The sequence below is a fragment of the Flavobacterium sp. W20_MBD1_R3 genome (assembly GCF_052119725.1).
Taxonomy (GTDB): Bacteria; Bacteroidota; Bacteroidia; order Flavobacteriales; family Flavobacteriaceae; genus Flavobacterium.
This window is the reverse complement of the sequence record NZ_JBGQOR010000002.1, coordinates 406,919-429,747: the sequence shown is the minus strand read 5'-3', so window position 1 is coordinate 429,747 and position 22,829 is coordinate 406,919. Positions and strand designations below refer to the sequence as shown.

At 34.9% G+C, this 22,829-nt stretch carries 21 protein-coding genes; 16 read left to right on the top strand and 5 right to left on the bottom strand.

Features of this window, described 5'->3' with window-relative positions; all coding sequences use genetic code 11:
- The first annotated feature begins 2 nt into the window (after positions 1-2).
- The 5 genes from ACEN2F_RS04985 to ACEN2F_RS04965 all read left to right on the top strand — a co-directional run bounded on the left by ACEN2F_RS04985 (position 3) and on the right by ACEN2F_RS04965 (position 7,239).
- Positions 3-2,387: a TonB-dependent receptor gene (locus tag ACEN2F_RS04985; protein WP_441736636.1), complete on the top strand. Its 2,385-nt coding sequence runs from the start codon at positions 3-5 to the stop codon at positions 2,385-2,387.
- 15 nt (positions 2,388-2,402) lie between these two features.
- The gene (locus ACEN2F_RS04980) at positions 2,403-2,963 is read left to right on the top strand and encodes a type 1 periplasmic binding fold superfamily protein (RefSeq protein ID WP_441736635.1); all 561 of its coding nucleotides are present in this window, start codon (positions 2,403-2,405) and stop codon (positions 2,961-2,963) included.
- Between the two features lie 153 nt (positions 2,964-3,116).
- On the top strand, positions 3,117-4,130 hold the full coding sequence (locus ACEN2F_RS04975) for a PDDEXK nuclease domain-containing protein (RefSeq protein ID WP_441736634.1): 1,014 nt from the start codon (positions 3,117-3,119) through the stop codon (positions 4,128-4,130).
- A 352-nt stretch (positions 4,131-4,482) separates the two neighbouring features.
- Positions 4,483-6,585, top strand: a complete 2,103-nt coding sequence (locus ACEN2F_RS04970) for a prolyl oligopeptidase family serine peptidase (RefSeq protein ID WP_441736842.1) — start codon at positions 4,483-4,485, stop codon at positions 6,583-6,585.
- Between the two features lie 417 nt (positions 6,586-7,002).
- Positions 7,003-7,239 carry a hypothetical protein gene (locus ACEN2F_RS04965; protein ID WP_441736633.1) on the top strand — a complete coding sequence of 79 codons (237 nt, stop codon included), beginning with the start codon at positions 7,003-7,005 and terminating at the stop codon, positions 7,237-7,239.
- A 7-nt stretch (positions 7,240-7,246) separates the two neighbouring features.
- Here ACEN2F_RS04965 and ACEN2F_RS04960 read toward each other — a convergent pair whose 3' ends face one another.
- The 3 genes from ACEN2F_RS04960 to ACEN2F_RS04950 form a co-directional block, all read right to left on the bottom strand.
- Positions 7,247-8,629 carry a hypothetical protein gene (locus ACEN2F_RS04960; RefSeq protein WP_441736632.1) on the bottom strand — a complete coding sequence of 461 codons (1,383 nt, stop codon included), beginning with the start codon at positions 8,627-8,629 and terminating at the stop codon, positions 7,247-7,249.
- Complete coding sequence (locus ACEN2F_RS04955; RefSeq protein ID WP_441736631.1) at positions 8,626-10,014, bottom strand: McrB family protein; 1,389 nt, start codon at positions 10,012-10,014, stop codon at positions 8,626-8,628. Before ACEN2F_RS04955 ends, ACEN2F_RS04960 begins: the two co-directional genes overlap by 4 nt.
- Before the next feature lie 62 nt (positions 10,015-10,076).
- A complete protein-coding gene (locus ACEN2F_RS04950) occupies positions 10,077-10,283 on the bottom strand; it encodes a helix-turn-helix domain-containing protein (RefSeq protein ID WP_315231688.1) in 207 nt (68 codons plus the stop codon).
- Between the two features lie 102 nt (positions 10,284-10,385).
- Here ACEN2F_RS04950 and ACEN2F_RS04945 point away from each other — a divergent pair, with 102 nt between their 5' ends.
- From ACEN2F_RS04945 to ACEN2F_RS04935, 3 genes are all read left to right on the top strand, one after another.
- Entirely contained in the window at positions 10,386-10,655 is a 270-nt protein-coding gene (locus ACEN2F_RS04945) for a hypothetical protein (protein ID WP_441736630.1), read from the top strand.
- Positions 10,656-10,775: 120 nt separating this feature from the next.
- Positions 10,776-11,090 carry an HPF/RaiA family ribosome-associated protein gene (locus ACEN2F_RS04940; protein ID WP_441736629.1) on the top strand — a complete coding sequence of 105 codons (315 nt, stop codon included), beginning with the start codon at positions 10,776-10,778 and terminating at the stop codon, positions 11,088-11,090.
- Positions 11,091-11,280: 190 nt separating this feature from the next.
- Positions 11,281-12,144: a BRO-N domain-containing protein gene (locus tag ACEN2F_RS04935; protein ID WP_441736628.1), complete on the top strand. Its 864-nt coding sequence runs from the start codon at positions 11,281-11,283 to the stop codon at positions 12,142-12,144.
- On the opposite strand, the gene ACEN2F_RS04930 is transcribed toward ACEN2F_RS04935, so the two are convergent.
- Positions 12,099-13,676: a L,D-transpeptidase family protein gene (locus tag ACEN2F_RS04930; protein WP_441736627.1), complete on the bottom strand. Its 1,578-nt coding sequence runs from the start codon at positions 13,674-13,676 to the stop codon at positions 12,099-12,101. The two genes, ACEN2F_RS04935 and ACEN2F_RS04930, sit on opposite strands and share 46 nt — an antisense overlap.
- A gap of 447 nt (positions 13,677-14,123) precedes the next feature.
- On the opposite strand from ACEN2F_RS04930, the gene ACEN2F_RS04925 reads away from it, so the two are divergent.
- Positions 14,124-16,586, top strand: coding sequence for an AsmA family protein (locus ACEN2F_RS04925; RefSeq protein WP_441736626.1), 2,463 nt, complete (start codon positions 14,124-14,126; stop codon positions 16,584-16,586).
- A gap of 37 nt (positions 16,587-16,623) precedes the next feature.
- On the top strand, positions 16,624-17,097 hold the full coding sequence (locus ACEN2F_RS04920; RefSeq protein ID WP_441736840.1) for a nuclear transport factor 2 family protein: 474 nt from the start codon (positions 16,624-16,626) through the stop codon (positions 17,095-17,097).
- 5 nt (positions 17,098-17,102) lie between these two features.
- On the opposite strand, the gene ACEN2F_RS04915 is transcribed toward ACEN2F_RS04920, so the two are convergent.
- Positions 17,103-18,707 carry a L,D-transpeptidase family protein gene (locus ACEN2F_RS04915; RefSeq protein WP_441736625.1) on the bottom strand — a complete coding sequence of 535 codons (1,605 nt, stop codon included), beginning with the start codon at positions 18,705-18,707 and terminating at the stop codon, positions 17,103-17,105.
- 230 nt (positions 18,708-18,937) lie between these two features.
- Between ACEN2F_RS04915 and trmB the strand changes: the two genes are divergently transcribed.
- The 6 genes from trmB to ACEN2F_RS04885 all read left to right on the top strand — a co-directional run bounded on the left by trmB (position 18,938) and on the right by ACEN2F_RS04885 (position 22,816).
- The gene (gene trmB / locus ACEN2F_RS04910) at positions 18,938-19,615 is read left to right on the top strand and encodes a tRNA (guanosine(46)-N7)-methyltransferase TrmB (RefSeq protein ID WP_441736838.1); all 678 of its coding nucleotides are present in this window, start codon (positions 18,938-18,940) and stop codon (positions 19,613-19,615) included.
- Positions 19,616-19,664: 49 nt separating this feature from the next.
- Positions 19,665-20,300, top strand: coding sequence for a LysE family transporter (locus tag ACEN2F_RS04905; RefSeq protein ID WP_441736624.1), 636 nt, complete (start codon positions 19,665-19,667; stop codon positions 20,298-20,300).
- A gap of 49 nt (positions 20,301-20,349) precedes the next feature.
- A complete protein-coding gene (locus tag ACEN2F_RS04900) occupies positions 20,350-20,679 on the top strand; it encodes an MGMT family protein (protein ID WP_441736623.1) in 330 nt (109 codons plus the stop codon).
- A gap of 204 nt (positions 20,680-20,883) precedes the next feature.
- Positions 20,884-22,011: a P-loop NTPase gene (locus ACEN2F_RS04895; protein ID WP_441736622.1), complete on the top strand. Its 1,128-nt coding sequence runs from the start codon at positions 20,884-20,886 to the stop codon at positions 22,009-22,011.
- A gap of 69 nt (positions 22,012-22,080) precedes the next feature.
- Positions 22,081-22,320, top strand: a complete 240-nt coding sequence (locus ACEN2F_RS04890; RefSeq protein WP_441736621.1) for a NifU family protein — start codon at positions 22,081-22,083, stop codon at positions 22,318-22,320.
- A gap of 178 nt (positions 22,321-22,498) precedes the next feature.
- Entirely contained in the window at positions 22,499-22,816 is a 318-nt protein-coding gene (locus ACEN2F_RS04885; RefSeq protein WP_007137124.1) for a 2Fe-2S iron-sulfur cluster-binding protein, read from the top strand.
- Positions 22,817-22,829 lie beyond the last annotated feature (13 nt).

The following is a 22,829-nucleotide window of genomic DNA, read 5'->3' as shown; positions in this document are numbered from 1 at the left end:
AAATGCAAACAAAAATCTATCTTGTTTTCTGCTTCTGTTTGTTTTGCACTGTTAGTTTTTCGCAAAATACAGTTAGTGGAAAAGTAACTACTCAGGAGGGAATCTCTCTTTCTGGCAGCCACGTACACATTGGAACAAAAACGGTATCTTCGGATGTTTCCGGCAACTATCTTATAAAGCGACTGCCTTCAGGGAAGGTCAAAGTATTTGTGTCGTATATTGGATTTCAATCGGTTGATACAATTGTAAATTTAAGCGGAGATCGTGTTTTGAACTTTGCTTTAAAACAAAATACGTCCCAACTGCAGGAAGTGGTCATCCGCCAAAAAGCTAATACGCTGAGCAAATCTATTTTAGAGCAAAAAATCAAAACGGAAACGATTGAAAAATTCAGCAATCAGACCCTTGGAGATGTTCTAAAAGAAATAGCGGGAGTTTCCAGTCTAAAAACAGGAAGTTCTGTGGTGAAACCAGTTATTAATGGTTTGTTTGGAAGTAGAGTTCCAGTGATCAATAACAATGTACGATTAGAAGATCAGGAATGGGGAACGGAACACGCACCAAATTTTGATATAAACGCCGCCGGAAAAATCACGGTGATCAAAGGCGCTTCTGGTCTGCAGTATGGCGGTGATGCCGTGGGAGGTTTAGTGGTTATAGAACCAATTACAGTTAAAAAAGACACGCTGTTTGGAAAAACAATTCTGAATTTAGCGTCCAATGGCAGAGGTGGTTCTATTAGTACAAGTTTGCACAAAGGAAACGACAAAGGATGGAGTTGGAACGCTTTGGGAACATTCAAGTATTCGGGTGATAAAGAGGCGCCGGATTATGTGTTGTCTAATTCAGGGAATCGGGAAGCTAATTTTTCTGGTGATGTAAAATTCACTGGAAAAAAATATGATGTTTCCGGTTACTACAGTTTTTACAATACAACTATTGGTATTTTGAGTGCGTCGCACACCGGGAATGTTAACGATTTGTACAATTCTATCACCAATAAAATTCCTTCGGTTATAAATGATTTCACGTACTCGATAAAAAATCCAAAGCAGAAGGTACAGCATCATTTGGCTAAAATGAACTACAATTACTATTTTGATGAAACGGCCTCTTTAGCAGTGCAATACTCTTTTCAATTTAATAAAAGATTAGAGTTTGATGTACGCCGACGGGATTATAATGACTTAGCCGCTTTAGACTTAGAGCTAACCACACATGCTGTCAATGTAGATTACAAGAAAGCGTTGCATGACTGGAACTTTAAAACGGGATTCAATTCTTCTTTTCAGAATAATTTTGCAAACCCAGCCACGGGAATAAAACCGCTGATTCCTATTTTTGACCGAATCGAATTTGGAAGCTATGGAATAGTCAGTTATGATGTATCCGACAGCTTTTTGCTAGATGCAGGAGTACGATATGATTATTCGCATGTAAATGCTGCTAAGTTCTATTATAAATCCAGATGGGAGGAAAGGGGTTACGAAACTGAATTCGCTGATTTTATCGTAGGTGAAGATGGCAATCAATGGTTGACAAAGCCTAGTTTTACCTTTCATAATATTTCAGCCAGTTTAGGTTTTCATAAAGAATTTGAGGCAGACCTGAATTGGTATTCTAATATCAGTCTTGCTACAAGAAACCCAAATCCATCCGAGTTTTTTAGTGATGGTTTGCATCATTCTACGGGGGTTATCGAGTTAGGTGATTTAGCGTTAGACAAAGAGCAAGCAATCAAATTATCGACAACATTACAGAAAAAATGGAATGCTTTCTCGGTTGAGGTTAATCCTTTTATCAACAGCATCCGTAATTTTATGTTTTTGCGTCCTGTTGGTTTCGAGACGACTACTCGTGGTGCTTTCCCTGTTTGGGAATACCAACAAACTAATGCAAGATTGACGGGAGTTGATGTGCAAACCCATTGGAAAATAAGCAAACAATGGCAACATGATTTCACTTTGGCCTATGTTAACGGGAAAGACATCACTAACAAGGAATCTTTAATCGATATTCCACCATTGAATCTGAGTAATAAAATTCAGTTTTCAAAGAACGAATGGCATGATTTGAAACTTGAATTAAAAAGTGAAGTGGTACTGCGTCAAAATCAGTTTCCTGACAATAATTTCATTGCAGACATTATCGTGAATAACGAGTTAGTACCCGTTCTGGTAGATATCAGTACCCCACCACCGGCCTATCAATTGTTGCATTTTTATTCGGAAATGAGCTTTAAAACTTTCGGTAAAACCAATGCAACGATCGCATTTTCTGTTCAAAATATTTTAAACACTACTTACAGGGACTACCTCAACAGGCAACGTTTTTTTGCTGATGAAATGGGTAGAAACTTTCAAATTCAATTAAAATTCAATTATTAAAAAGTAAACAAAAAAATGAAAAATTCAAAAATTATAGCAATCGCATTACTATCTGTATTCACCTTTTCATCTTGTAGCAATGACGATGATCCAATTGCAGTAAATGAGGAAGAAGTAATTACAACAGTGACTACAACTCTTACAGCAGGAAGTCAGACCGTGACTTTGACTTCAAGAGATCTTGACGGAGATGGACCAAACGCGCCAGTGATAACCGTTTCTGGTGATTTAGTGATAAATACTACCTACACAGGGACAGTAAGTTTCCTAAACGAGTCCGTGTCACCAGTTGATGACATTACAGTGGAAATAAAAGAAGAAGGGGATGAACACCAACTATTTTTTCAAGCACCAACAGCAATTGGAGCATTCACGTATACTGATGCTGATGCGAATGGGAAGCCTATTGGGTTAACCTTTACCTTAAAAACAGGTACTACAGCAACAACAGGAAATATTGTGGTTACTTTGAGACATGAGCCAATTAAAAACGCCGAAGGTGTTGCAAATGGGGATATTACTAATGCCGGAGGAGCAACAGATGCACAAATTACATATCCAGTTGAGGTTAATTAAATACCCTATTCTGATGTCAACCATTCTAAAAGCGCTATTCGAAAGAGTAGCGCTTTTTTTTTGTTTAAGCACAAAAACCATTGATTACAATTTCAGTGCTTTTTTCGTATTATTGTATATAGAATCGAATGAATTTTTATAACTCAAAAGAAAATGCTGCAAAACCAATCTGTAATTCCTGATATTAAAGCCATTATAGCAGTTTCGAAAGACAAAGCGATTAGAGCGGTAGACAATGAAAGAACCTTAATGTATTGGTATATTGGGCAACGTATTTTCGAGGAAGAACAAGACGGAAAGGACCGTGCAGACTATGGAACTTACTTAATTAAATTCCTCGCCGAACAATTACAACCAGAATATGGAAGTGGTTTTTCAGTTAGGCAATTAGAGAGATATCGAAAGTTTTACCGAATTTTTCCAATTGCGTCCGCACTGCGGACGCAATTGAGTTGGACACAATATAAATTCCTTTTGCCAATAGACAATCAGTATAAAAGAGAATTCTATGTTGCGGAAAGCGTAAAGAATAATTGGACATCAAGACAACTTGAACGTCAAATCAACAGTAGCTTATATGAACGTCTCCTAATCAGCAATGATCAAGAAAGCGTGCTGGCAGTTGCCAAAAATGAAAAACTGCCTTCGGATGCCAAAGAGATTATAAAAGACCCCATGTATCTAGAATTTCTGGGGTTAAAACGGGAAGCAGCATATTATGAAAGGGATTTAGAAAGTGCCATAATTACTCATTTGCAAGATTTTTTATTGGAACTGGGAAATGGTTTTTCATTTGTAGCCAGACAAAAAAGAATACATATTGATGGCGATGAATTTTTTACAGACTTAGTTTTTTATAATAGAATATTGCAATGCTTCGTCATTATCGAAATCAAAACAGATAAACTCACGCATCAGGATATTGGTCAACTTCAGATGTATGTCAATTATTATGATCGAGTAGAAAAACTGCCTCGTGAAAATCCAACTATTGGTATTTTACTTTGTGCCAATAAAAATGACGGTGTCGTGAAATTTACGTTACCGGAAAACGAGAAAAATATAGTAGCCAGTCAATATAAATTATACCTGCCCACGGAACAACAGTTATTAGAAGCTGTGAATATTGAACTTGAGAATTTTGAGCAAGGAAAGGACAGGGAATAAGGTACTGCTCAGACGCAAATATTGACCAGAAAACATAGAATTATAAGCTACGAAATTAGTGTAAATCCGTTCAATCCGTGTCATCTGTGGCCATATTTGAATTATGTCCGCAGTGCGGACACAATTGTACTGGTTCAGAAATACGCTAAACTTTTAATCTAAATAATAATTCGTAAAAAATTGGAGCAATTCATGGCGAAAAAAATAGTGACAAACTTATTTAAACCAAGTCCTATTCGGAAGACTAACTTTTTTAGTTTTATTTAAGACTTTCCCACCTTAACAACACTAACTATTTCCCTATTTTTGTAACAACCTAAAACAGAATCTAATGAAAAACACTTTTTTAATAATGGCTGTATCTTCTGCAATGGCAACTTTTGGCCAAAACCAAACATCTAAACAAGTTATTTATCCCACCACCATTAAAGGGGAAACGGTAGATGTTTATTTTGACACTGTACTTCCCGATCCCTACCGCTGGCTCGAAGACGACAAATCAGCTGAAACCGGCGCTTGGGTCAAAGCCCAAAACCAAGTAACTTACGGATATCTGGATCAAATTCCGTTTCGCAATGTCTTGAAAGCAAGAATGGAAAAACTGTGGAATTACGAGAAGATAGGAGCACCTTTCAAAGAAGGTAATTTTACATATTACTATAAAAATAACGGGCTGCAAAACCAATCAGTGCTATACCGAAAAGACGATAAAGGAACTGAAACCGTATTCTTGGATCCAAATACTTTTTCTACAGATGGTACCACTTCGCTTGGCGGATTGAATTTTTCCAAAGACGGTTCTAAAGTTGCCTATTCTATTTCAGAAGGCGGTAGCGACTGGAGAAAAGTCATCATCATGGATGCCATTACCCAAAAAATTATTGAAGACACGATTGTCGATGTAAAATTCAGTGGCGTGTCTTGGAAAGCAAACGAAGGTTTTTACTATTCTAGTTATGATAAACCAAAAGGAAGCGAATTATCGGCAAAAACCGACCAACACAAACTGTATTTCCACAAGTTAGGAACCGCACAAAAGGATGATAAAGTAATTTTTGGTGCCGACCAAAAACGCCGTTATGTAGGCGGTGGCGTGACCGAAGATGACCGTTATTTAGTTATCACAGCGTCTAATTCTACCTACGGAAACGAGTTGTACATCAAAGATTTGACAAAACCGAACAGTCCTATAGTGACCATTGTGGATAATTTCAAAAGTGACAACAACATCATCGAAAACGAAGGTGGGAAATTATTTATAGAGACCGACTTAAATGCGCCCAACAAACGCATCGTTACCGTAGACGTAAAAAACCCGAAACCAGAAAACTGGAAAGATTTTATTGCAGAAACGGAGAATGTATTATCTCCATCAACAGGTGGCGGGTATTTCTTTGCTAATTATATGAAAGATGCCGTTTCAGTGGTAAAACAATATGATTATTCAGGGAAACTGGTACGTGAAATCCAATTGCCGGGCGTAGGAACTGCTGGTGGTTTTGGCGGAAAGAAAAAAGAAAAAACATTGTATTATTCTTTTACAAATTACATCACGCCGGGTTCTATTTTTTCATTCGAACCACAAGCCGGAACTTCGGCAGTGTATGAAAAACCGAAAGTAGATTTTGACAGCGAGAAATACGAGTCTAAACAAGTGTTTTATACTTCCAAAGACGGAACTAAAATCCCAATGATTATCACCCACAAAAAAGGATTGAAACTCGATGGGACAAATCAAACCATGTTGTATGGTTACGGTGGATTTAACGTTAGTTTGACACCAAGTTTTAGCATTGCCAATGCCGTTTGGATGGAAAACGGGGGCATTTATGCTGTACCTAACTTACGTGGCGGTGGCGAATACGGGAAACAATGGCATGATGCCGGAACTAAAATGCAAAAACAAAATGTATTTGATGATTTCATCGCAGCAGCTGAATACCTGATCGCGGAGAAGTATACTTCTTCACAATATCTTGCCATTCGTGGTGGGTCAAACGGCGGATTGCTAGTGGGCGCAACTATGGCTCAACGTCCTGAATTAATGAGGGTTGCATTGCCAGCAGTGGGCGTGATGGATATGTTGCGCTACCACACCTTTACCGCAGGAGCAGGGTGGGCGTATGATTACGGAACGGCGCAGGATAGTAAGGAAATGTTCAACTACATCAAAAGCTATTCTCCCGTACACAACATACAAAAAGGGATTCAATACCCGGCAACCATGATCACAACGGGCGATCACGATGATAGAGTAGTGCCGGCGCACAGTTTCAAGTTTGCTGCCGAATTACAAGAAAAACAAACTGGTACAAACCCAACCCTAATCCGTATTGACATCAATGCAGGGCACGGCGCCGGAAAATCCGTAGCGGCAACCATTCAAGAAAATGTTGATATTCAAGCTTTTACTTTATTCAATATGGGTATTGTGGTACTTCCAAAATTAGAATAACAACCATTGTAGGTAAGGATTTTACCCTGAGCGCAGTCGAAGGGAGGAGCTATTTCCTGCTATCCGTTACAATCTTTATATCCGCCGAAAAGGCGGTAATAAAGGATTTTCACTACTATCAGGGCTAGGGCATTCATTTCCTCAGACGATTGTCGCGAGAAACGAAATAATCACATCATAAATTGATAATAAGTTCAAAAAACGCTATTCGAAAGAGTAGCGTTTTTTTTGTGGAATGAATTTATTTATCAAAAAATCAGGTTGAAAACTAAAAATTAATGAGGACAATTGTAGGCGGGTCAATTGTTGAATAAATTATAATTTGGGCGGTATGATATTTTTACTTTATGTGACTAATAAACCATTGTGTAAAAATTAAAATGCAAATAGATTTGTTTAACTTGAATTTCTAAAACTATGACTATAAAAGAAATGTCTCTAGAACTAAGTATAAAGACTATTATTGGATTTGAAATCACTAAAAGAATAGGGGTATTAACTAGTATATGGTTACTTTATAAAAAAGAAAAGTGTTATTATTACTTTGATATTAATGAAAAAATTATTTTAGAGGAAAATCATAAATATTCAGTAAAAGAACTTGAAATAGAATTTCAGAATTTATATTTTGAAATTGATTGTGAAATATTTTAAGAAGAGACTAATAGTTAATGTTTGGGAGATTATTTATTTCCACTTTATTTAGTTCTGCCATTAATGCTTTTTTTACTTCTAGAACAAACTCTTTCTTAAGTGGGATACCGCATATAAAAATATTGTTTGTTGATTGATTTATATTATTCTTGTAGGTGATTTTTTTTATTTCAACTTTATCAGAAGGATAACATAAAAATCCATATTTATTATCGGTTTTGCTAAATGATGAATAAGCCATAATTTGGTGTAAATCATGTCTATGAACATCTTTTAAATTCTCACTTTTGTCAAATTTGTTGTAAAGGTTTGATTTGTATTTAGCATCAATAAATACAATAAGATTTTTTTTTTGGTAGATTGCATCTGGCTCAATATGTTTCAATTCCCAAGAATATCGATTAGAGGTTTTGGAATGAAATTTATAATTTGAAAATAAATGACCTCCGGTTTCTTTTGAAATTTCTTTAAATATATATTGAACAAACTTTTCGAAAACATCAGAGAAATCAACTCGCCAAGCCGTGCTGTCTATAAAATTAAAATTTAATATTCTATTTGCTTGATTTTTACAGTTTTTAATTTTAAGATTATCAGCTGATTTTATAACAATGTTATTAGTTGAAATAGGTTTGTGCAAATAAAGCTTTTCGTCAATAAAGTTTAGTCTGTTTTTAATCGAGCTTTTTATTCTTTGTGGTGTATTTGAAGATAAAAGTTCCAATTTACACAAATCAAAGACATATCGAATTTCAGAATATTCTATATGAAATTCACTTAGAATATTTTTTCGTGTTGGGAATTTTAACCGATTTTCGACTTTATACTCTTCATTTATATATTTACTCCAATTTACTTGGCCTGTTGGTTGAGAAGTTATCTTTTCAATATTATCAAATTTTCTCCAAGGTGTTTGAATTAAAACTTCAAGAGAATCAATGAATTTTACAGCTTCCAAGTATAATGGAGGTCGGAAATTTTTTCCGGAAGCTAATGGTAAACTGTCGATTACTTGAGGACTAATTTCGGTTTCTAAAAGATTAAGAATTTCTATGTAATCTTCAAATTTATCACGTCCAGTAAATCGGGGCATTACAACAAAATCGCCAATTTGCTTACCTGTATCTGATGCTCTTAAAGGAATTGTTCCAATAAATTCTGAGGTTCTAAAACCTAAAGAAGTATTTTGGTCTGTCCCAATTATGAATGGCTGAACACCTAAAAAGCTAAAATTATCTGAATTATAATTTATAAACTTTTGCAAATATTGCCCGATTATCCTTTTATCTGCTGATTTAAACCACTTTTTTTGTAAAACAAGACCATTTAGCAGAGTTGATTTCTCTGTCAAGCAAGGTATTTCAAAAAAAACATCTAACGGCTTATTCATTCAAAAAGAGATTGATTGATTCTATTTAAGAAATAAGTATTGAACTCTTCTTTAGCATTTCTAACTAGTCCTTCTTGCAAGTATTCCTTGATTAATGGAAATATTTCATACTTGATTCTGTTCTTCATTTCCTCGTCAGATGAAGCTATGAAATATCCTTGTCCAGGTTGTAGTGCAAGTTCATTACTCGTTGCATACCAATCAAATATTTCTTGTATTCTGCTAAAATCTTCTTTATAAAATTGCTTGGAATTAATTGTTTTAGGCTTTAAAGTATACCATGCAAATCTTCTTCTTAATGCAAAGTCTACAACCGCTAAACTTCTATCGGCTGTATTCATTGTTGCTATTACATTAAAATTTGCAGGAAGTTGAGTAATCTTAAAACCTGGGTGAATTTCAATTTCAACATCAGAAGATTCCATTTTGTGTTCAAATAGATAAAATATTGGACCCAAAACATTTGATAAATTCGCTCTGTTTATTTCATCAATTATTAAGATGGTTTTTTCTTTTTCATTCTCGACGGCATATTTTAAAGCTTCTGTAAAACTTCCTAGACTTTCAATGTAATTGAGTTCTTTGCCTTTTACATCGGGTCTAATTCCATAGATAAAATCAGAAAAACTTGTCTCAGCATGAAATTGTGTAAAAAATGTTTTAGCTTTTATTTTTGCGGATACTAATTTTGCTGTTCTTGTCTTTCCTGTACCAGGTGGGCCTTGCAAAACAATAAATTTTCTTTCTTTTAATAAATTTTCGATTTCTTCAGCTTCATCGATTTCCTCTGTTTCCAAAAACGGTTCAAGAGCTTCTGTAATTGCTTTTCTGTGCTCTTTGTTCGAAGGCCATTCTCTTAACTTTGCATAACCAGCTACAAAAGCAGCAATTATTTCTTTACCTTCTTTACTTTCGGGATTATCTACTATTTGGCAAACGGGCAATACTTTGCTATAAGTTTTTATAGTATTTTTTATATGTTGTAAATCGTTGCTTCCAGAAATTGTTTTCGGTAAACTGGTTTCAATATCTGAAAAATCAGATTTATAAAAGCCTCTTTCGTTAATTAGATTTGAGAATAATCTTCTAAGTCCAGGATAAGTTGCTAATTCATAATCATTTTTAAATCCACTCGAACCAATACCTAAGCAAACTAACCATGGTTTATTCTGTTCGTTTGGAAAAATAGTCAATGAAAAATCGTGAAACGGACCAGAAGTATCTTCGTCAGGATGGATAAAGCCAAAATATGCACCATTATCTTTTAATGCTTCTTGTTTAGTATTATTGCGCTCTATGTATGGTTTGTTAAATTCATTATCTGCTTTGGCGCCAAATTGTTCTGCTTTGTCCTTTATAAACTGTCTGGTGTTATCTATAATCATTTTTCTATTTTAAGTATTGTATTATTGGTAACTAGACTAATAGTCGATTTAAATAGTAAGCCCTATTCATCAAACAAATCTTTAATTCTTACATCAAGAGCTTTTGCTAACTTCTCAACAACTTCAATAGAAACGTTTCTTTCGCCTTTTTCAATAGTTGGTAGATAGGTTCTATCAATTTCAGCAAGATTTGCAAGCTTTTCTTGTGAAAGACCTTTTGCTTTTCTTAGCTCTTTTATTTTTAAACCGAGTTTTTGCTTAATATTCATGTCAACAAATATTACAAAATGTGGTCTATATTGCAACGGGGTATAGTCCGGTTTTTTCTACCTTTGAAACAATTGTCCTTAAAATCTAATTCTTTTTAAACAATGACATTACTCGAAAAAATCGAATATTTAGAACAACTTCTCAATCAAACAGAAGAGAATTATGCTGACACTTTCAAAGCTGACGTTACAATGTTCTTTGATGATAATTTTTCTGAAGAAAATTCACAGTTGCTTTTTTTACATAATCTAAATTCAAAACAAGAAATTGAAATTTGGGTTGATAAATTGACTTCTCGATTTGTAATGAAATTTGATTCAGAGTTTGAAACCAAGAATGACTTTATTTATGATTATTTAGAAAATGGTTAATCCCCTCCCTTCCTCAACACCACAATTTCTCGCTTTTATTTTCACAATCTTTTACTAATTGGTGCGGTTTTTTATGCTGTAATCGGTAAATTTGGAAGAGAACATTAAATATATAAAAATATGACAGTACAAATCAACACAGACAACAATGTAGAAGGACACGCACGTTTGAAAGCGTATATTGCTGAGGAATTGGAAACAGCTTTGGCACGTTTTGAAGATAAAATAACCCGTTTAGAAGTGCATTTTGCAGACGAAAACAGTGATAAATTCGGAATCAACGACAAACGATGCCTAATCGAAGCAAGACCAAATAACATGCAGCCTGTAGCAGTGACCAATCATGCTGATACAACCGAGAAAGCCTTTCACGGAGCCTTAGACAAAATCAAAAAAGTGTTGGAAACAACTTTCGAAAAAAAGAAAACGTATTAAATAGTTGCCTTTTGGCAAACAAAAAAATGACACTGTCTAAATAAGATAGTGTCATTTTTTTTTGATTGAGATTCTTTAGAATTTGGATAGTGGCTTTAATAATTTTAGCAGTAAATTAGGACTTTCAATATAATTCCGAAAAGCGTTGAAAAGTAGCAATTTGAGAAAATGAAATTTATAGAATAAATTAATGGAAAACATAAAATTATTTGAAAGCCAAAAAATACGTTCCTCTTGGGATAACGAACAAGAGAAATGGTTTTTTTCGATTGTAGATATTATTGCCGCTTTAACAGATAGTAATAATCCACAAGTGTATTGGCGAGTTTTAAAAAAACGACTTTTGGCTGAAGGAAATGAAACCGTTACAAATTGTAACGGTTTGAAAATGGTAGCCCCTGATGGTAAGATGCGTTTAACAGATGTTGCGGATACGGAGCAACTATTACGTTTGATTCAATCCATTCCATCGCCTAAAGCAGAGCCTTTTAAACAATGGTTAGCCAAAATAGGCTATGAAAGAATAGAAGAAAGTCAAGATCCTGAAAAGGCGATTGATCGTGCTATGGAAAATTATTTGAAATTAGGATACTCCACAGCCTGGATTAATCAGCGGTTGAAAAGCATAGAAGTTAGAAAAGAGCTCGCCGATGAACGGGAAAATAGAGGTGTTAAGAAAGGACAGCAATTTGCTTCACTTACCGATATAATTACCCAAGCTTGGAGTGGGAACACGGTAAAACAATACAAGAATTTAAAGGGCTTAAAAAAAGAAAACCTAAGAGATAATATGACCAATTTAGAATTGGTATTAAATATGTTGGCAGAAGCAACCACAACAGAAATTAGCAAAGAAAACGATCCTAAAACATTTGTAGATAATAAAAAAATAGCCCGAAAAGGTGGTGAAATAGCCGGCGATACTAGAAAGCAAATTGAAGCACAAACAGGTAAAAAAATTGTTAGCCCACAAAATGCTAAAGTTTTAAAAGAGGAAAAGAATAAATTCTACTTATCAAACAGTAAGGTTGCTAATGCCTCATCTCTTTTATAGACATCTTCATAAAAATGAACCACGCCGTCCGCATCAACCCAAGCGGTAAAATAACCAATGTATACCGGGATTTTGTTTTTGAGCGTGTACCAGTATTCCTCTCCGCCATTCATCGCGGTTTCGATTTTTGCAGGATTCCATTTTTTGTCTTCCTTCATAATCATTGCGGCTAGTTCTTTTGGCTTGGCCACACGGATACAGCCGTGGCTAAAAGCGCGGTCTTCTTTACCAAATAAACTTTTGGATGGTGTATCGTGCAAGTAAATTGCATTCGAATTGGGGAATAAAAACTTTACTAAACCTAATGCATTTTCAGGCCCGGGTCTTTGTCTTACATAACTGTCTTTCCACTCCATGTCGTGTTCGGCTAAGTAATTTGGATTTTTTTCAATGGCAGGAAGAATTTCTTTTTTGAGGATACTTGTGGGTACATTCCAATAAGGTCTAAATACAATATGTTTCATGGGAGCACTAAAAATTACTGTTTTGTGCATCGCTTTTCCCACCACTACTTTAGAGCGTAATTCCGGTTTTCCATCTCTGAAAAAAGTCAGTTCATAGGCAGGAATATTCACCACGATTAATTCCTTAGATTTGGTAATGTCATTCGAAATCCACCTGCAACGTTCCATATTGACCGTAATAGTTTTGATGCGGTCTGCAACGGAAACATTCATATATTTAATGTGTTCCGGCAGGATTGTTTTATTGAGCGTATTACCACTTCTTTTTTTGAATTTTAATATGCCAGTAGCTAATTCGGCATCATAAACAGCACTTTTTGAATCTCTGGAAAGATCATCGGTGATAAATAAACGAGTTCTTATTTGAGCAATAGCAGTGGCACTGTCGCCCGGTTTGTATGATTTTACATTTGAATCTAGCGCTATGGATTTCCATCCACCTTTCTTTTCTATGTTGCGATATTCCTGTAAGATATCTTTTAGTAAGTAATACTGTTTCAATACACCTTTTTCATCTTTGTGAATTAACGACGGATTGACTAGTAAGGAGTCTAAATAATTGACATACGATTGTCTTTTTCGAGGCAAAAACCATCCTAAATCTTTCGACTTTTGAGTATCAATCCCATCGTATACTTTGTCAGCGTAGAAAAAGTACAGTGCAGAGCTCAACAACTCAGCATCAATACTTGCTTTTTGATAATCGTCCGGATTATCATAAACATCATCTAGTTTTTCCTTGTACGGAATCACGGTTTCTATGCCTTCCTGAGTCAAATTGTTTACTTTATTGTACAACAAACCTGCAAATTCATTGAGTCCATCTTTGTCAAACCAGATGTAATGAAACTGATGTTTGCGGTATAATTGCTCAACATCGCCTTTGTAAGGTTGCAGTTTTGGATATTTGCCAAAGAATGTTTTGATTTGTGTACTATCAAAGGCTACTGCAACGGTGTTTAAACTCGTTTCATTCTTAGCTGTATTTCCATCTTTCTTTTTACAGGAAACTGCGGCAAATACTATTGTAAATACAATAATTATTAGTGGGGAGCATAACTTTCTCATAATTGTAACTTTAAAACTTTACTTTTTTGCTTAAAGCGGGACAAAAATACAGTAAAACTCAATATGTAATACGGTCCTTGTTTTGGCAGTTTTTTTTTGTTTAAAAAAGAATCTGCCTCATGATTATGTAGATTTAAGTTAAAACGAATTTAAAGATCTTTCAATCAGTAAGTTGCTTTTTTTTATTTGATATATTGACCTGTTTTTGATACCAATTGTGTTTGTTGAAAACCAAAAATTATGTAATTTATAACTATAAAGTTATAAATTACATATCAGAAAATAAAGACTACTTTTTTGGGTTTAAGCGTCTCAAGGAGCGTTTCTTACGCTGTGTACTTGGGTTAGAATACTCTTTCAATTTGTAGGATAACTAGTTTTTATACAATTATTTGGAGAACCAAATGTTTTTACGCTACCTTTATTTCAAACAGTAAAAGAACACGAATGAATCTATCTTGGGATGCGGTAAAAACCTTTTTTAAAACAGGAAAATTCAATAAAATAATTAAAAAAATTGGATTTTTATTTGCTAGTATAATTTTGCTTTTGTTACTTTTTTCAGCAGTTTTAGCCGTTTATTTTAATAATAATAAGGCTGAAATTGTCACACAAATTAATGCTAAAATCAACGAAAATATAATAGGCACCATTGAAATTGGGAGTATAAAGTACAAGTTTTTCAAGGGTTTTCCCAATATGACTTTGGCGTTAAGCCACGTAGAATTAAAAGATAGTTTGTGGGCCGTTCACAAGCGTACCTTGCTCAAAGCCGAACAAATTGAAGTTCGAGTGAATGTTTTAGACTTACTTTCAAAGGAGATCAATATCAGTAAAATTGAAATTCAGCAGGCAACCTTGCATCTGTTTAAAGATAAAAACGGAATGGTAAATACTGCTATTTTTAGAACTGAAACTAAAAAGAAAAAATCAAAAAGCACTACTACTCCCACGATTAATGAAGTGGTTTTTGATCATGTGCATTTCATTTCTGAAAACCAAATGGGCAATAAATTATTTGATTTTGATATACTTTCTTTACGAAGTAAAATTAATTTTGAGCAAGAAAACTGGCACACGAATTTGTACTTGAAGACTCTTGCAAAAAGTATGGCTTTCAATACGCAAAGAGGAAGTTTTATCAAAAATAAAATTGTAGAAGGTGTTTTAGTAGTCGACTTTTCGAGTAAAAAAAATCAGATAGAAGTGGCTACAGAACAACTTCTAATTGGAAAAGAGCGTTTTGATATTAACGCGCATTTTAGTCTTAATAAAAATAAATCCCCCTTTGATATTGCTATCAAAACCTCAATTTTATGGCGCAACGCTTCCGCTTTATTAAGTGCTAATATAAGTGACAGAATCAATCAGTTTGATCTAAAAAAGGCAATACCTGTGACCTGTACAATAATTGGTGATATGAACGCAATGGGCGATCCGGAGATTGTTGTGACCACCAAAATAAGAGACAACGAACTAGAAATACCGGACGGAATCATAACAGATTGTAGTTTTGATGCCAATTTTACCAACCAATATGACAAAGGTGCTGGGTGTAATGATATTAATTCTACAATTACTTTAACGGATTTTTCGGGCAAATACAAAACAATTCCCTTTGAAATCCCTATCGGAATTATTACCAATTTTGAGAAAACAACAGCCTTTGGAAGTTTTAAATCAGATTTTTCAGTAACGCAACTGAATGAAATAATCAATAAGGATTTTATGCATTTTTCTAATGGTCAAGCCAAAGTTAATTTAGATTTCAAATTTGATATTTCAGATTTGAAAATACAAAAACCTATGTTTACTGGTAATATTTACGTAAAGGATGCAGTTGTCAAGTATGGGCCACGAAATGTAACTTTTACTAAAACTGATATTCAGCTCGATTTTACCGAAGAGGCGTTGCTGATAAAAAAAATTAATTTTAAAGACAGGGAGAATACGATTTTTATGGAAGGTAAAATTGATAATTTTCTAACCTTCTATTATGAAAATCCAGAAAAAATGATCGTTAATTGGGACATTTATGCGCCTTTTTTGGATGTAAAGCAGTTAGTCGGGGTGATTACTAATTCCGGTCAGAAGGCTCCAAAACAGCAGCAGAAAAAAAACGAATTTTCAGAGGAATTGTATTCTGTTATTGATAAATGTCAAGTAGTATTGCAACTTAAAGCTGATAAAATGCGGTACAGTAAGCTAGAGGCGACTAATGCCAAAGCCACAGTTTTATTAGTCAATAATAGACTGATCGTAAAAAACGGTTGGATACAAAGTTCCGGTGGAATCATATCTTTTGACGGACAGCTGTCTCCAGATGGCAATAATTTTTTATTGGAATCCAACGCTATAATTAATCGGGTGGATATTTCCCGTTTCCTGACGTCACTGAACAATTTTGGGATTGAGTCCTTTAAACCCAAGAACATCGAGGGATTTTTGTCAGCATCAGCATCGCTCACAGGAACGATACTCTCCGGTGGGCAATTAAAAACAAACTCGCTTTCCGGAGCGGCAAAATTTGATGTGATCAAAGGTGCATTAATTGATTTTAAACCTATTGCAAATATTGGTAAGTTTGCTTTTCCTTTCAGAGACGTCAACAATATTGTTTTTAGTGATTTATCTGGCAATTTTAAAATCAAAGGAGATTTAGTGGCCGTAAATAATTTGAAGGTGAGTTCAAGTGTTTTAAACCTAGATGTAAATGGTATTTATTCATTTAATAGAGGAACAAATTTAGCGTTGACTATACCACTGCGAAATCCAAAAAAAGATAAGTTTATTACAGATAAAACAGAAAGAGCCGAAAAGCGTAATAACGGAATTGTATTACATTTATTAGCAATTGATGTAGATGGAAAAATTAAAATCAGATGGAATAAAAATCATGAAAAACTTTGATTATATGAATAAAGTATTGACTGTTTTTATAGTTATAATGTTGTCCGGATGTAAAACCGTGGTAGAAAACCAATCAATTTCAACAGCTGCTATCAATGCTACGTTAGATTCTTGGCATAAAGCTGCAGCTACTGCTAATTATGACGATTATTTTGCTTTAATGGCTGATGATGGTGTTTTTATTGGAACCGATGCAACTGAGATTTGGAACAAAACAGATTTTCAAGCGTATGCAAAACCACATTTTGATAAAGGTCAAGCGTGGAATTTTACCACTTTGAAACGTAATATCTATTTTGATAAAACAGGCAAAACAGCGTGGTTTGATGAATTGTTGAATACTCAAATGAAAATTTGTAGAGGTTCTGGAGTTTTGGTAAAAATAGGCAAGCGATGGAAAATAAAACAGTACGTGTTGTCAATGACGATTCCAAACGAAAATTCGAATGAAGTCATAAAAGTGAAGGCTTCTGTAGAAGACGCGCTGATAAAAAAGTTGAAAACGGAATAATAAATTCATTTAGCATCATCAGAAAAAAGAAGTTCAGCTAAACGTTCGTCCCGCTGGTAAATGTCAATAAAAAAACTTATTTCATCGGAATCATTTACCCAAGTAGTAAAATAACCAATGTGTACCGGAATTTTCTTTTTCAAGACGCATGTGGTTTCTTTGCCGCTATCCATAGCTTTCTTGATGCGATCCGCTGGCCATTCTGGGTGGTTTTGTAAAATTAAATAGCTAAGTTCTTGCGCTTTATTCACATTGATGCAACCGTGACTGTAGGCTCGGTACTCGGATTCAAATAAGTTTTTTACGGGCGAGTCATGTAGGTAAATATCCGATGCACTTGGAAAGATGAACTTGACTTTACCCAATGGATTTTTTGGTCCAGGTTTCTGTCTGAGTCTGTTTTTATTCCATTCCATATCATGTGCTACTAAATAATTTTTGTCGCGTTCTAAAGCAGTTTTGATCTCACTTTCTACAATACTCGTTGGTATATTCCAGTACGGACTAAATACAAGATGGCTGATCGCGCTACTGAAAATGACAGTTTCATTCATGGTCCCGCCCACAAATACATTCGATTCTAGTTCGGTTTTGCCATCTCTTTTGTAAATCAATTTAAAAGATGGAATATTAATGATGATGTATTCCTGCGCTTTGGTCAATTCTGGCGCAATCCATCGGCAGCGCTCCATATTGACCATAATGGCTTTTATGTAGTTTTCAATAGGAATATTCATCCGTGCAATATGACTAGAGGTAATGCTGTGATCTAATTTATAGCCATTTCTTCTCTTGAAATTCAAAATTCCATTCATTAGTTCTTCCTCGTATAAATTACTTTGAGAATTTCGTTCTAAGTCTCCGGTGGTAGCCAGTCGATGTCGGATCTGACCAATTGTTTTTGAACTGTCACCAGGTTTGTATTCCCGAATTAATGCGTCTGAAACTATTAATTTCCAAGAGCCGTTTTGTTCTATTTGACGGTATTTTTTTAAAACAGCACGCAGTTTATAGTATTGCCCAAAAAGCTGTTGTTCATTTTTATCTAATAATTGAGGGTCAGCCAGCAAGGACTGCAATAAGCCGGAATAGGAAAGATTTTTGGTAGGCATAAACCACCCAATTTCTCTGATTTTTTCAGTGCTAATACCTTTATAGACTTTTTTTGCATAAAAGATATACATTGAAGATAGCAGTAGTTCTGTTTCGGTAAATGTGATATTGGCGGATGGTTTCTCATCAAAAATCAGGTCAACTTTGTCTTTATAAGCGAATCGAGACGGCAAACCATCATCTTCAAGTTGGTTTACTTTGGAATACAACAAATTTGCAAATTCGATAATTCCTTGGTCATCAAACCAAATAGAATTGTATTTTCTTTTTTTATATAATGCGGTAAGATCTGATTTGTGTTTTTTTATATTCGGATATAATTTAAAGAATCGGGAAATAACAGCGCTGTCAATCCTTACAAAAGAGGTGTTAGTTTTATGTTTAGAAAGCCTTTCGGCCAAAGATAATTCATTAACCACTTTGTTTTTAGGATTGTAAGCGGCAGCAGATGAAAATACAAATAGAAATAGCGCAAGGAATAAAACAACGTTTTTCATAGCATTATTGTTTACATAAAGATAACGAAATATTTTTTTTGTAAAAGATGAATTAACAAAGATGTTAAGAGTCAAAATAGCACAATTATCATTTTCGTTAAGAAATAGATTGGGAAAAAGGTGAATAGTAGTGCTGATAATAACGGTTTTTAAAACGTTTTTTCATTTTTTTGCCGGTACATGATTCAGTCTTATTTATTTCCTTAATTTTGCCGAAATATTTTGAAAAAGTGGGAAGCAAAAACAAATTAAAAAGATTCAAGGAAAACGAGACATTCAACAACGTTTTTCAACCAACCCGTGAAGAAGTAGTAGGTGATTTATTCCCGTTAAAGGGGAAATGGAATGCTGAATTTTTCAAAAATGAAAATCCAGTTGTGCTGGAATTAGGCTGTGGAAAAGGGGAATATTCAGTAGGATTAGCGGAAAGATATCCCAATAAAAACTTTATCGGAATTGATATTAAAGGAGCCCGTTTTTGGCGTGGAGCTAAAACAGCGGTGGATACCGGATTGCACAATGTAGCTTTTATCAGAACGCAAATTGAATTGATCAATCATGTTTTTGCTGAAAATGAAGTGGATGAAATCTGGATAACTTTTCCGGATCCGCAAATAAAATATAAACGTACGAAACACCGAATGACAAATTCCGAGTTTTTGCAATTGTATAAAAAAATTCTTAAAAAAGACGGTGTTGTAAATCTAAAAACAGATAGTGAGTTCATGCACGGATACACCCTGGGATTGCTGCATGGCGAAGGACACGAGGTTTTATACGCCAATCATAATGTATATGTAAATGAGGGAAGTCCAGAGGAAGTGACTGCTTTTCAAACATTTTATGAAAAACAATATTTAGAAACTAACAAAGCAATTACGTACATTCGATTTAAAATTAAAGAATAGTTTTATATTTGGTATAGTTTTACTTTTTTGACTATTGGTACCGTTGCTTATGAATTTAATCACTTCCTTATTTTTAGGTTTTATTACTGCTTTCGTGGGGATTACGCCTCCTGGACTGCTGAATATGACAGCTGCCAAAGTGAATCTTAAAGAAGGAAAGAAAAGTGCTTTTTGGTTTGTTTTAGGAGCCGTAATTGTAATTTTCATACAAGCCTATCTCGCTATATTATTTGCACAATTTATAGAAGCGCGCCCGGATGTGATCGTTTTGTTGCGTGAAGTAGGATTTGGAATTTTTACAGCATTGACAATTTATTTTTTATTGATCGCTAAAACTCCTAAAATAAAAAAAGGTAAAATAAAGAAGCGGAGTACTTCTACACGGTTTTTTCTAGGACTTTTGCTCTCGGCTCTCAATTTTTTTCCTATTCCCTATTATGTTTTCGTCAGCATCACGCTGGCTTCCTATAATTTATTTCTCTTTGATTTTTCTAATGTTTTTGTTTTTGTGGTGGGCGTAGGACTCGGCTCTTTTTTGGTATTTTATTTGTACATTACCTTCTTCCAAAAAATACAGGACAAGACTGATTATATTATGCGAAACATGAATACGATTATAGGGAGTATTACTGGACTCATATCGGTAGTTACTCTGATCAATATTGTGCGGTATTATTGGAAATAATTACCAAACATATTTCCATAAAAATAGTTGTTTTTCTATAAATTAAAACATGTCAAACGATAATTTTTTCGAACGCGTCTATGGTGTAGTCAGATTGATTCCCTTTGGAAAAGTGACTTCTTACGGAGCTATTGCAAAGGCATTAGGAATGGCACGCTCCGCCAGAATGGTTGGCTGGGCGATGAATGCATCTCATACTTTGGATGATGTTCCTGCGCATCGCGTGGTTAACAGAAATGGTTTGCTAACGGGAAAACTTCATTTTGACGGCACAAATTTGATGCAGCAATTACTCGAAAGCGAAGGTATAGTAGTTATTGACAATCAAATTGTAGACTTCGAAAAACATTTTTGGCAACCGGAAGTGAGGACAGTCTGATTGATCGAAGAACCAGCTTTGTCCGCAACATCCCGAATAGGGAAATATGATAAAAACTATAAAATAGATCCATCTTATCATCAATAAATACGATGCAAATCCTTTATAATAAGAACTTTTCATAGTATCTTTGTAATCTGAAATCAGTTTAAATAAAGATAATATTCTGGCTTTAAAATGCCAATAGAAAACAATACATTAAAAATGAAATTAGAAAGAAAAACTATTCTTAAAGCATTAGAATCAATTACTATCGCTGGAGAAGGAAAAAATATGGTCGAAAGTGGAGCAATTGCTAACGTAGTCACTTTTGGAGATGAAGTAGTAGTTGATTTAGTGTTACATACTCCGGCAATGCACATCAAAAAACGTGCTGAGGACGATATAAAAAGAACAATTCTGGAGCTAGTATCACCTGATGCTAAAATCAAAATTAATAGTAAAGTTGAGGTTCCAGACAAGCCAGAAATTAAAGGAAAATCAATACCGGGAATAAAAAATATTATTGGAATCGCTTCCGGTAAAGGTGGAGTAGGAAAATCTACCGTTACTGCAAATCTTGCAGTGTCATTAGCCAAAATGGGATTTTCAGTAGGAATTCTTGATGCGGATATTTATGGGCCGTCTATGCCTATCATGTTTGATGTAGAAAATGAAAAACCCGTTTCTGTAATGGTTGATGGGAAGTCAAAAATGAAACCTGTTGAAAGCTATGAAGTAAAAATTCTTTCAATAGGATTCTTCACTGCGCCTAGCCAAGCGGTAATCTGGAGAGGACCAATGGCTTCAAAAGCGTTGAACCAAATGATTTTTGATGCGGACTGGGGAGAATTGGATTTCATGTTAGTTGATTTGCCTCCAGGAACGGGAGATATTCATCTTTCAATTGTGCAATCATTACCAATAACAGGGGTTGTGATCGTAAGTACACCTCAAGCAGTGGCTCTGGCCGATGCTAAAAAAGGAGTTTCGATGTTCCTGTCAGAGGCTATAAATGTACCTGTTCTTGGAATTATAGAAAACATGGCATATTTTACACCGGAAGAATTGCCAGAAAACAAATACTATATCTTTGGAAAAGAAGGAGCCAGAAACCTTGCCGAAGACTTAGATGTTCCATTCCTTGGCGAAGTACCAATCGTTCAATCCATTCGTGAAGCAGGAGATTATGGTCGTCCTGCAGCAATGCAAACAGGATCCATTATCGAAACTGTTTTCGAAGAAATCACCAAGAATGTCGTACAAGAAACCGTAAATAGAAATCAAAGCTTACCCGCTACGGAGGCCGTTAAAATCACAACGATGGCCGGTTGCTCTGCAGTAAAAAAATAAAGATTGGAATTTTTTGAAAGTGATTTTAATCTTTCAATTTTCTAATCGTACCATCTTTAAATAAAGAAAATGACAACAGAAGAATTATTTGTAGAAGTTCAAAAAGCACTTGAAGAAATCAGACCTTTTTTGAATTCTGACGGCGGTGACATCACATTAATTTCCATCGAGGACAACAAACATGTAAAAGTGCGTCTCGAAGGGGCATGCACTAGCTGCAGCGTAAACCAAATGACACTAAGAGCTGGCGTGGAAACGACCATCAAAAAGTTTGCACCCCAAATAGAAACTGTTGTAAATATTCTATAAACTTGTTATCCTAAGCGCAGTCTAAGTAGGGCGTGACCGTTTCAAGAAAAAAGGCTACTCAATAAAACGAGTAGTAGCCTTTTTTCTTAAAACAGTCGGGCTATCCGCGCTACTTCGGTAGCTAGCTTCTATCCCTCACGCAAATTGTAAATTACAAATTATAACGCATAACTTATTTATGGACGTATTAATAAAAATTAAAGATAGAGAAGGAGTAGTACATGAATTACAAGCTCCCACAGATATGGCCATGAATATCATGGAATTATGTAAAGCTTACGAACTTCCCGTAGAAGGAACTTGTGGTGGAATGGCCATGTGTGCTTCTTGTCAGTGTTATGTACTTAACGATGTGGCATTACCTGAAATGGGTGATGATGAAGAAGCGATGCTTTCAGAGGCATTCTATGTAAAGCCAAACAGTCGTTTGGGTTGTCAAATCCCAATCACAGAAAGTCTCGAAGGATTAGAATTAGAGTTGGCTCCAGAAAATTAATAAGAAAGTGTTT